This is a genomic window from Falsiporphyromonas endometrii (genome assembly GCF_042654485.1).
In the GTDB taxonomy this organism is placed as follows: domain Bacteria; phylum Bacteroidota; class Bacteroidia; order Bacteroidales; family Porphyromonadaceae; genus Porphyromonas; species Porphyromonas endometrii.
Genome location: NZ_JBHSGO010000007.1, coordinates 1 through 11,662, shown reverse-complemented (window position 1 = coordinate 11,662; position 11,662 = coordinate 1). Strand labels below are relative to the sequence as shown.

Sequence of the window (11,662 nt, the reverse complement as noted above, 5' to 3'; positions counted from 1 at the left end):
CCGCTCCCACCAGGGTGTGTATCTCGTCTATGAATAAGATGATTTCGCCTTCGCTTTTGGAAACTTCAGAAACAACCGACTTGAGTCGTTCTTCGAATTCTCCCTTGTATTTGGCTCCGGCGATCAAGGCCCCCATATCCAAACTGTAGAGTCTCTTGTTCTTCAGGTTTTCGGGTACGTCGCCTCGAATGATTCGATGTGCCAAACCTTCCACGATGGCCGTCTTGCCGACACCGGGTTCACCAATGAGTATCGGGTTGTTTTTGGTTCGACGGGAAAGTATCTGCAGTACTCTTCTAATCTCTTCGTCCCTTCCAATAACAGGATCCAGCTTGCCGTCTCTTGCCCTTGCACAAAGGTCGACGGCATATTTCTCAAGAGTCCTGTAGGTATCTTCTGCCGACCGGCCGGTTACTTTACTTCCCTGACGAAGTTCGGCCACGGCTGCCTTCATGGCTTTCATCGTTGCCCCATTGTCTTTGAGGATACGGGAGGCTTCACTGTCAACATCCAACAAAGCCAAAAGCAAATGCTCGACAGCAACATATTGATCCTGCATGTCGTGGGCGATGTTTTCGGCTTTGGTCAAAACAGAATTCATCTCTCGGCCAAAGTACGGCTCACCACCCTGCACACGGGGTAGCTTTTCAAGGGCCTGTTTTACTTGATTCTTGATCAGATTGACCTGTAATCCTATCTTCGGAAAGACAAATCCGATCAAGCTCTCGCCACGATCGATCGTGGCAAGAAGCAAATGCAAAGGGGTAATCTCCTGATGCACATGCCCGCGGCACAACTCCACAGCCTGCTGCAGAGTCTCCTGCGATTTGATGGTATAATTGTCAATGTTCATATACCCTGTATAGTTCAAACTAAGTACCAATGTGATTTTATGACATTTTGACAGTATTATCGCTCAAATCATACATAATATATCCTATATGTACTTTAATGTGTTCCAACTGTCAATCCTGTCAAATAAGAAGGGAGATACAGTCCGATTGAAGGTCGGATGACTTGCTGTAAGAGGGGTGTCGTTGCAAAAGAAACAGATTTTTGGTATCTTGGCTCAGAGTAAAAAGATGTACCATGGAGATAAGCATACTTCTTACCATACTTTCGATGATTGTTTCGCTTGGCGGATTATTCCCTCAGGCGGGTGAGATATGTCTTGTCAAACCAATGCAAATCAGTGCCTTCAAATCTGTCAAATTCAATCTTTGGAAGATACTTTCCCAATGGGCTGTGAAGCTCGTCTTAAGAGGGCTTTATTTGTTAAATACTGTTATTCTGATTGGTACTCAAAAAGCGGCTCAATCAACCATTATTCAACTTCAAAATCACAACTTCCGGGGTTAGGGGTCTCTGACCTTCTTACCTGCTTTGCCTGTTTTTATAGTACGAAACAGGCTTTATTTATGCGCTATTTTAACAAATAAGCTCGCGCGAGATGCAATCTGTTCTCGCGCGACTTTCGATCCGATCTCGCGCGACCTTGACATGCGAAGTCGCGCTGCTTCAGGTGCAACCTCGCGCGAGGTTACTTTCAAAGTAGCGCGAGAATGGATTGCATCTCGCGCGACCTTACAAAAAAGGCCGCCCCAAAGCTGTTTTTCTCTCGCCGAAAGACCATTTGCGAAAAGACTTATATATAATTTAACATATCGCCGAGACAATTATTGGACTCCCGTTCGGATTTTATGAGAGAAACAGCCTTTTTCAAGGCATGAACAGGCTGTTTTTTAGGTACGGAAACCATTAAATAAATTTACATTATTTGTATAATAAGATCCGATTTATAGGTGTGTTCTGTCTTTTATTTATGAGGTAAAGCTCCTATCAGACAATTTTTTCCCTTAGTAGACATCTCGAAAGAAAAGCAAATTGAACGTTATAACAACCTAACTTTAAACTAAAATTCTTATTACAAAACTTGTATAAAAACATTCAGCTTCTTAATTTTGGAGTCGAAGCGAAACACCTGGTATATTGTATAAATGTTGAGCATATTATTGTCTCTTAGGATATTACTTTAGGACTATAAATCGCAATGATAATGTATTGTCTTCACGGACTCTCTTATAAGTGAAACATTGTACTACTTTCCATTGTTATACTAAGAGTATGTCTTAACAAAACAATGTACGAAAGGAGCGTTTCTACTCCCAAGGGACTACATTGGACATAAAGAGGAAGATTGTTTATTCACCTTCAATATTTTTGATAAAACCATTTAATTCATTCAATATGAAAATAATAAAGCGTGATCTTCGGCAGGAAGTGTTTACTTTTGAAAAGGTCAAACAAGCTGTACGAAAAGCATTTATCGCCTGCTCGGAAGAGATTGAGCTTGATCAGATTAATCTTATTTGCAACAATATATCGGTTCAACTTAATGGAAAAGAGACCATTACTGTCGAAGAGATACAAGATATGGTAGAGACCGAACTGATGAAATTAGGTCACTACAAAGTTGCTAAAGCTTATATCTTATATAGGGATAAGAGAAGCGAATATCGTAAGGTAATCGAATCTTTTAGACAGTATGTGACAGATGAAGAGGTTATAGAACTTTTAGAAGATGTACAAAGCGTATTTAGAGAGAGCATCTATAGCATGGAACTTCTGCTTGCAAAATTCAGATCTTTTTACAAAGAGAGTATCAATATTCTTGATACACTTATAAAGGCTTCAGTGGAACTTATAACTCCTGAGGCACCAAATTGGGAGTTTATCTCATCTCGTCTTCTTTTACTTAAAATTGAACGTGGAATACAACGTCATGAAAAAGACTTGGGATTTTCTTGCTGGTATGACAAATTAGAGTGGCTTTGTGAGAACAACCTGTATGGTAGATATATGCTTGATAATTACACATTTGAGGAGGTAAATGAACTGTACAAGTATATGAAACATACAAGGAATTATCTTCTCACCTACTCAAGTCTTCATCTTCTGAGTAAAAGGTACCTCATTTGCGATCACAATCATCAGATCCTCGAACGTCCTCAAGAAATGTTTATGGGTATTGCCATGCATCTCGCCATTCCGGAAGGTGATAATAAAATCTTTTGGGCCAAAAAGATCTATGATATTCTTTCGAAACTTAAGGTAACTATGGCGACGCCAACAATGGCCAATGCCAGAAAACCCTTGAGCCAACTCTCAAGTTGCTTTGAAGATGTGATGCCTGATAGTTTGATAGGAATTTATAGGACCATCAACAATTTTGCTCAAGTTTCCAAGTTTGGTGGTGGCATGGGAATCTATATGGGTAAAATCAGAGCAGTAGGAAGTGATATTAGAGGATTTAAGGGAGTTGCCGGTGGCGTATTAAAATGGATTAAACTTTGCAACGATACTGCTGTGGCTGTAGATCAACTTGGTGTTAGGCAGGGGTCGGTTGCCATTTATCTTGATATTTGGCACAAGGATATGCCTGAATTTTTACAGATTCGTACCAACAATGGCGATGATCGAATGAAAGCCCACGACGTTTTCCCGGGTGTTTGTATTCCGGATTTGTTTTGGAAATTGGCCAAAGAAGATATTGATGCCGATTGGTATATGATGTGTCCGCATGAAATCGAGACAGCCAAAGGATATTGTCTTGAAGACTTTTGGGGCGAAGAATGGGAATCAAGATACAGAGATTGTCTCAATGACAATAGAATTTCTAAACGCTCAATCAAAGTAAAGGAACTTGTTAGGCTTATAATAAAATCGGCTGTAGAGACCGGTACACCTTTCATCTTCAATCGTGATACGGTTAATCGAACCAACCCAAACAAGAGTCATGGAATAATCTATTGCTCTAATCTTTGTACCGAGATAGCCCAAAATCAAAGTGCAATAGAGACAAAAGACATATCTATAAAGGAGGATGAGAATGGTCTTCGAGTGGTGGATGAAACAATCCCCGGAGACTTTGTTGTTTGCAATTTGGCTTCCCTTGTTTTGGGAAATCTAAAGGTAGATTGCGACAAAGAGATGAGGGAGGTAATAAGCACAGTAGTGAGGGCATTGGATAATGTGATTGATCTCAACTTCTACCCTATCCCGTATGCAAAGATTACAAATAGGAAGATGCGTCCAATAGGACTTGGGGCAAGTGGGTATCATCATCTTCTGGCAAAAAATGGAATTAGGTGGGAAAGCGACAAACACCTTCAATTTATGGATAAGGTTTTCGAAAAGATCAATTATTTTGCAATCGAAGCCTCTCAAAGCATTGCAGAAGAGAAAGGAAAATATGAATACTTCGAAGGAAGTGACTGGCAAAATGGAGAATATTTTCAACTAAGAGGTTATACATCGACCAAATGGAAAAAACTGGCAGAGAGTGTCAGTAAAAATGGGATGCGAAATGGCTATCTTTTAGCTATAGCTCCGACCAGTTCCACCTCTGTTATAGCCGGGACAACTGCCGGTACAGACCCTGTGATGAATCGTTACTTCTTGGAAGAAAAGAAGGGATCTATTGTACCTCGAGTTGCTCCACAACTTACAGATACGACATTTTGGCTTTATAAGACAGCTCATCAGATAGATCAGAATTGGATTATTGATGCAGCTTCAGTCAGACAACGACACCTTGATCAATCACAATCTGTCAATCTTTTTATCGATCAAACTATTACGTTTAGAGGTGTATTGTCTCTCTATCTGCGAGCATGGGAAAAGGGAGTAAAAACATTGTACTACGTCAGAAGCAAATCACTTGAAGTAGAAGAATGTGAAACATGTTCGGCTTAAAAATTTAGGAGCTGTTTTGAATCCGATTTGGAATTGTTTGACAAAGATTTTAGAGCTGGTTTATAGCTGCCAATTTTCAATATACAATTCAATGACCACAATGCTTAGCCCAGTCAAAACTATTATCAATCCAAATAGCTTCTTACAATTGTTTTTAATAAACTAAAAATCATTTCTTAATTATGAATAACCTTACAAGGAAAGCTCTTTTCAATGAAAAAGGTGATATAGAGGTTGAAAAGAGAAGACTTATCAATGGCAATACAACCAATCTAAATGACTTCAATAATATGAAATATGATTGGGCCTCGGCTTGGTACAGACAGGCGATGAACAACTTCTGGATTCCGGAAGAGATCAATATGAGTCAGGACATAAAAGACTACAGACTTTTGTCGTCCCATGAGAAAAATGCATATGATAAAATTATCTCGTTCCTAATATTTCTTGATAGTATACAAACGGCCAATCTTCCTTATGTCGGGGAGTATATTACGGCCAATGAGGTTAACTTATGCTTGACAATACAGGCATTTCAAGAGGCCGTTCATTCACAGTCTTACAGTTATATGTTGGATACAATCTGTTCTCCGGAAGAGAGAACAACCATTCTTTATCAATGGAAAGATGACCAACATTTGCTTGCAAGGAATAAGTTTATAGGCAATATTTACAATGAATTTCAAGTGGAAAAGACCCCGGAGCAGCTTCTCAAAACTATGGTTGCAAACTATATTTTGGAAGGGGTTTATTTCTATTCGGGATTTATGTTTTTCTACAATCTTGGACGCAATGGCAAGATGCCCGGATCTGTCCAAGAGATTAGATATATCAACAGAGATGAAAATACTCACCTATGGCTTTTTAGATCTATGATTCTTGAACTTCAAAAGGAGGAGCCCTCTCTTTTTACCAATGCCAATAAGGAGCTATTCCGTGAAATGATCAAAGAGGGAGCCACTCAGGAAATGAAATGGGGAGAATATGTGATTGGAAATGAAATTGAAGGTCTCAATGTACGCATGGTGAATGACTATATCATGTATTTGGCAAATCTAAGGTGCAGACAGATTAACCTTGATTCGGTCTTTGATGGTCACGATGAAGAGCCTGCAAGTATGAAATGGGTCTCACAGTATTCGAATGCAAATCTAATCAAAACAGACTTTTTTGAAGCTAAACCAAGTGCTTACTCTAAGTCAACAGCAATTGTAGACGACTTATAAGCCCATATATTGATAGAAAGAGATCAAAACAACAAATGCCCAAACAGATCTAACTGCTTGGGCATTTGTTGTCCTTGAGATTCTTATAATCTTATCGGCCTAACGGAAATACCTCAAAAACTACAGATTTACCATCTATTAGTACCATATGTGCTGCCACATAGCAATCTTCTCTAATATCAGCACTCTTAAGAAGCATTCCGGGGATAAAGTATTTTTGATTGACAAATCCAAAAGATGGATATGCCTTAGGGTTGTTGGCTTGTCTTTTGTTTTTAAAACTAACTACCAATTGACCTCTGACGGTTGTGGTGTCATCCCTACCCTTCTCAATCCGTTCGTAGTCTACAATCTTCCTGACAAACTTATTGCGATATTTATATTCACAATAGTAGATACGATAAATATCACCTAAGATAGGTCTCAAAGTTGTTTCCTTAAATGGTACTTCACCATAGAAGTTTTTTTCGGGAGAGGCAAAATTGAACATCTCTTTTTCGTCATCCAAATAATTGATTGCTACCACATTATTTTCAAAATACATCAGAGCATCCTCTTTGCTACATGGCAAAAAATTGACTGCTCCATATATAAGTTTGTTTTTTATTACTTGTGTAGTCAAGTGAAATCTCACAAAATCATCTTGCTCCACGTGACCTCCAAAATCTTTGGTCGTTCTAATCAAACCATATTCCGGATTAAAGATTTCCAATCTATCATTCGAAACTGACGATTTGACAACAATACCATAGCATTCCTTCAATATGGACCAAGATGGAAATTCAGTCTTTACGACCTCCAGTATAGTTTCTATTTGAAGGTATTTATGCCCATAAGAATCTTTATCATACCGCACTTCACATCTAAACTGGCATGTATCACCCTCTTGTAATTCTCTAAAAACGGGATTCTTATTACGCCTAATTCGCAATCCGGCTAACTTGCCATCACTGAAAAAAAGTTTTGAGTTCTTTGATTCTTTTGCCCTAATTAAGACCATAGGGAACGACCATATTTCGTAATTTCCTTTTTGTGACAATCTACTTTCCTTTTAAAAAGTTCTGCAGCTATATGTTGAAGCGAATAAGGGCCCTTTAATATATTCAGAAGAAGACAACCAAAATGACTTACAACAAAACAAATAGCTTCAATTATGAACTTCTATATTTTGTTTTCCAATAAATTCAAAACAATTTCTAAATATAATTATCCAGGTTATGCTTTAAATACCCTTTAAACAAAGGTAACTCTTTATTAGTGCTATGTCAAATAACATTTGAGCACATGATTGGCTTTCGAAGATTCTTAAAAATATCTCTGAAGCCAATATGAATTTGTTGGAAGATAAGAATTCAATACCCTAACCATCATTATACTACGACACTACTAAAGATAAAGCATCCTAAAAAGTCGAAGGTAACATATTGTTTGATTGAACTCTGATTTGTCATTAACTGGAACAACATCAATCTTGGATTTCATAAGAACCTTTTTAGAGATTGCACTCAAAGCATTTGCTGTCATCTGCTTTGTCCACTTAGCTTATAGATTGGACTTAGTTTTTTGTATGGCTGTCTTTCAGCGAATTAGGAGATGTGAAAACACCCTTGATATTAAAAACGCTTTCTCTCACATGGCTTCTTATCTTGCATCATATACTAATCTGAGTCTCAAATTGAGATATTGCTGCCCAATGAAAGTTTGGCAGCTCGGCAAACTTAGATTTCATATAAACAGCTCTTTCGATTGCTCTTTAGCCTGGATTTGTAGTTAGATGGCAAATTCTAATGACTATCAATTAGAAATTATTATTCTTAATACATTATATATCATCGCTTTAGAATCCTATAAAATGATTATCATCTTCTAAATTTTCCCACCATTTTGTGTGATGTTATAAAAGTACAAATGGCTTTGTGTATTTGAATATATATGATACTCCGATGTTTTATCGACATTTTGGATTTAATCAAACGGTATTACTTATTCTGAGGCATTAGCCTGTAAATCACGCTTAGTTTTATCGGACAGCCAACCTTTCAACACATTCAAAAAAAGTAAAGCAATCCATTTAGGCAAACCTTTCGCCCCATAAGACATTCGCTTGGATCAAATGTTTATTTATGACTCAATCTTGCAGATATTTATTTGTCGGACAGCCTACTTTAGAATCCAAAAGGGGGCTTATCTTTCAAAATTGAAATGCTTATCCTCATAAATAAGGTGTTTGCGAGATTTCAATATGCCCTTATCTACCTTTATTGGACAGCAATAAAACTATTATCGGACAGCCGGCTTTATTATTAAGGGGAATTACTTATAAAAATAAGTACTCAACCGCATAAATAAAGCGATTGAGTACCCAATATATGCCTTTTTTAACTTTTATCGGACCGTAATAAAAGAAAATAGAAAGACAAGAAAACATAAAGGAACGGGTACAAAACGAGAAGCTATGATGAAACTGATTGAGCGTACTTTTGTACGTAACCATCTGTTTATCTTGGAGGCGACGAAGTTATGTACCCGTTATTGTATGTTCTTAGAGGAGTTGATCTAATGCCTGCTTAAGATCTGCAATGATATCCTCGTAATTCTCTAATCCAACAGAAAGTCTTACCAAACCTTCAGAGATGTCACTTGCAGCTCTCTCTTCGGGAGAATATGGAGAGTGTGTCATTGATGCGGGATGTTGTATCAATGTTTCAGCGTCACCAAGGCTTACTGCCAAAGCACACATATGCACCGAATTCATCAGTTTTACTCCTGCTTCTCGCCCACCCTTGACTTCAAACGCGATCATTGCCCCGGGAAGAGACATATACTTCTTTGCCAAGTCATATTGTGCAAAACTCTTTAATCCGGGATACGCAATACTTTCAACGGCAGGATGCTTTTCCAAAAACTCAGCAACTTTCTGAGCATTTTGGCAGTGACGCTCCATTCTAATCTCCAAAGTTTTCATGCCTCGAGCTATTAGCCAAGCATCAAACGGACTCATACTTGCTCCGGTCAAGTCTTTCACACCCAGAAGTCTAACCTGATCGATATACTCTTTCGTACCAACTACAAATCCGGCAATCACATCACCATGTCCGTTGAGATATTTGGTAGCTGAATGCACCACCATGTCTGCACCATGTTCCAAAGGTCTTGTAATATAAGGAGTACAATAGGTATTGTCTACCATTAGGCTTACACCCTCTTGGCTATGTGCAATCTTAGCAATAGATTCGATATCTGCAATGTACATATTGGGATTGGCCGGCGTCTCAACATATACAAGTTTTGTATTTGGACGCATAGCCTTACGAACATTTTCAGGATCTCTCATATCTACAAAGGTTACATCCACTCCGTAACGACTTAATCCATGCTCAAGATACGAGAAGGTACATCCATAAAGTGTTTTTCCTGCTACAATATGGTCTCCTTTCTGAACCAAAACCCAGATAGCCGAGCTAATTGCCCCTATACCGGAAGCCATGCTGCAACAAGCTTCACCACCCTCTAACATAGCAACTTTTTCTTCTGCCATTGTACATGTTGGATTGCCAAGACGGGTATATATGTAGCCATCTTCCTCAAGTGCAAAACGTCTGCCTCCCTGCTCAGCACTATCAAAAACAAAGGTTGATGTCTGATAGATTGGAGCACACAAAGCTCCAAATGCATTCTTTTGAGTACCGGCATGGATAGCTCTTGTTGCAAAACCTGATTTTTTTAGCTGATCTTTTGTCATAACATTAATAATATTAAAAGATTGTATGATTTAATGATAAATTGAACAATCGTGTTAGTTCCTCAAAACGTTAGCGAAGTTAATAAGTTTATAACGAGTAGGCAAGTTAATTCACCAAAGATTGACAATATGAATGCAATATATAATCGTTATATCTAATTGACTTTTGCTTATTATGCTGATATATTAATAGATATATACAATAAGATGATATACCATTCCAAAAAAGTGTGTAAAGCCCAAGCCGTTAATTTTAAGAAACAAACTAAATCAGATAAACAGAATAAATCTTTTACAAACAATTAAGGAAATGATTTCAAATCTTCTGACAAGCAAAGAGTTGCTCAAGGAACTGCTGACATCATCATATAGGGAGAACGTACCATCTATAAAGACGTAGAGCATAACAATGCAAAATTATCCATCTTCTACGAAGACAATTGCTATAGTCTGACAACTATGCCCATAACTTTTCTGCCAACATAACCTTTTTCTTCAAATCATTGACCTCTTTTTTGGCATATGACAAGGAGTATGCATGCTTTCTCGGATATTTGCCGGTCTTTAATCCTCTATGATATTCGACAGCTTTATTATATCTATCTCTGTAATAGTCAAGACTTTCAGGTATAGACAGGTTGATATCTTCTTGATGTTTTCTCCATGCTTCTGCTTTTTGCAAATGGGATTGAGCTTTATGACTTTGCAGTACGCTTTGTTGCATATTATTTTGTCTTTGCTCAATTATTTTTCTGTGACGCCTCTCCGAATGATGCCCCACCTTAATTGGCTCTCCCATTGCTAAGAAGTCATGATGTCTATTACTTCTCGAGAAATATTCTTGGCTCTTTTGCTCTGCGGCCAAAGCCCATGACTCATATTGTTTGGACTTTCTTTTTGCTCTTTCTTGCAAATTATAACCATCAGCTCTTGTGATAGAATAATAAAAATGTCCGTCTCGATCTCTATCCACCAGATTGTGAACAATGCATTCATTCTGTTTGCCATATTTTGTAACAACCGTAATCAAGTCTCCCTTTCGATATTTCTCTTCACATTTAGCAACATATACATTCGGACAATATTTCTTGTAAGTATTCATATTCTTATGAGTTATTAGTGTATAATACATTATAAACCATCGATTTAACCATGCTATATCTTTAGAAATACGGTTACATTAATGCATGTATTTGAAACTTCTTCCGTTTACACTTTTCGAAGAGTAGAGGACTACTCAAATGTATGTCGAGGGTAAAATGAGTCAAAACAGCTCAGCTCATACATTTCATCTATGTCATTTCAGTTAAACCATAGTATATTAATTACTTATACATGATTTTGGAATATAATTACTTTATATTACACAATCAAACTGACTGTATAAAACAAATTATTGCTATCCGATAAAAGTTTTGGAAGCCCGGAAAACTTGGATTTCATATAAACTGCTCTCTCGATTGCTCTTTAAGCAAACGATATTACTTATTCTGAGGCATTAGCCCGTAAATCATACTTAGTTTTATAGGACAGCCAATCTTTCAATACATTCAAAAAATGAAAAGCCTTCCATTTAAGCAAACCCTTTGCTCATAAGGCATTCGCTTGGATCAAATGCTGATTTATGACTCAATCTTGAAGGTATTTTTGTCGGACAGTCGACTTTAGAATCCCAAAAGGGGAGCTTATCTTTCAAAATTGAAATGCTCATCCGCATAAATAAGGTGTTCAGGAGACTTCAATATGCCCTTTTCTACCTTTATAGGAAAACAATACAAACAAATACGGAGATATGGACCAAATCAAAAAAACGGTAGTATCCCTAAAAGTGTGTAATTGAAGTTTATCTTTGAGTCAAAATTAATCATTTCATTCAATTGTTTTTCTCATCCGTCAGGCGGACATGAAAAACACCGGGGGGATTGGCGTCCGCCCGGGG

The 11,662-nt window shown here is 37.7% G+C and carries 7 protein-coding genes; 3 read left to right on the top strand and 4 right to left on the bottom strand.

The annotated features are described in order from the left end of the window. A partial coding sequence (locus tag ACFO3G_RS00830; RefSeq protein WP_380077085.1) for a Clp protease N-terminal domain-containing protein occupies nt 1-853 on the bottom strand: 853 nt, incomplete at its 3' end. 236 nt (nt 854-1,089) lie between these two features. Between ACFO3G_RS00830 and ACFO3G_RS00825 the strand changes: the two genes are divergently transcribed. The 3 genes from ACFO3G_RS00825 (at nt 1,090) to ACFO3G_RS00815 (ending at nt 5,981) form a co-directional block, all read left to right on the top strand. Then, nucleotides 1,090-1,359, top strand: coding sequence for a hypothetical protein (locus tag ACFO3G_RS00825; protein ID WP_380077083.1), 270 nt, complete (start codon nt 1,090-1,092; stop codon nt 1,357-1,359). Between the two features lie 888 nt (nt 1,360-2,247). After that, entirely contained in the window at nt 2,248-4,755 is a 2,508-nt protein-coding gene (locus ACFO3G_RS00820) for a ribonucleoside-diphosphate reductase subunit alpha (protein WP_380077081.1), read from the top strand. A gap of 182 nt (nt 4,756-4,937) precedes the next feature. Beyond that, nucleotides 4,938-5,981 carry a ribonucleotide-diphosphate reductase subunit beta gene (locus ACFO3G_RS00815; protein ID WP_380077079.1) on the top strand — a complete coding sequence of 348 codons (1,044 nt, stop codon included), beginning with the start codon at nt 4,938-4,940 and terminating at the stop codon, nt 5,979-5,981. 91 nt (nt 5,982-6,072) lie between these two features. On the opposite strand, the gene ACFO3G_RS00810 is transcribed toward ACFO3G_RS00815, so the two are convergent. From ACFO3G_RS00810 to ACFO3G_RS00800, 3 genes are all read right to left on the bottom strand, one after another. Continuing rightward, nucleotides 6,073-6,981 (bottom strand): hypothetical protein, encoded by a 909-nt coding sequence (locus ACFO3G_RS00810; RefSeq protein ID WP_380077077.1) that lies wholly within the window; start codon nt 6,979-6,981, stop codon nt 6,073-6,075. Between the two features lie 1,542 nt (nt 6,982-8,523). Beyond that, complete coding sequence (gene megL / locus ACFO3G_RS00805; protein ID WP_380077075.1) at nt 8,524-9,723, bottom strand: methionine gamma-lyase; 1,200 nt, start codon at nt 9,721-9,723, stop codon at nt 8,524-8,526. Nucleotides 9,724-10,180: 457 nt separating this feature from the next. Further along, on the bottom strand, nt 10,181-10,825 hold the full coding sequence (locus tag ACFO3G_RS00800; protein WP_380077073.1) for a DUF3560 domain-containing protein: 645 nt from the start codon (nt 10,823-10,825) through the stop codon (nt 10,181-10,183). Nucleotides 10,826-11,662 lie beyond the last annotated feature (837 nt).

Excerpts from the sequence above, each read along its gene's own strand:
- megL (WP_380077075.1), bottom strand. The coding sequence starts at position 9,723 with ATGACAAAAGATCAGCTAAAAAAATCAGGTTTTGCAACAAGAGCTATC.
- ACFO3G_RS00815 (WP_380077079.1), top strand. The coding sequence starts at position 4,938 with ATGAATAACCTTACAAGGAAAGCTCTTTTCAATGAAAAAGGTGATATA.
- ACFO3G_RS00810 (WP_380077077.1), bottom strand. The coding sequence starts at position 6,981 with ATGGTCTTAATTAGGGCAAAAGAATCAAAGAACTCAAAACTTTTTTTC.
- ACFO3G_RS00800 (WP_380077073.1), bottom strand. The coding sequence starts at position 10,825 with ATGAATACTTACAAGAAATATTGTCCGAATGTATATGTTGCTAAATGT.
- ACFO3G_RS00820 (WP_380077081.1), top strand. The coding sequence starts at position 2,248 with ATGAAAATAATAAAGCGTGATCTTCGGCAGGAAGTGTTTACTTTTGAA.
- ACFO3G_RS00825 (WP_380077083.1), top strand. The coding sequence starts at position 1,090 with ATGGAGATAAGCATACTTCTTACCATACTTTCGATGATTGTTTCGCTT.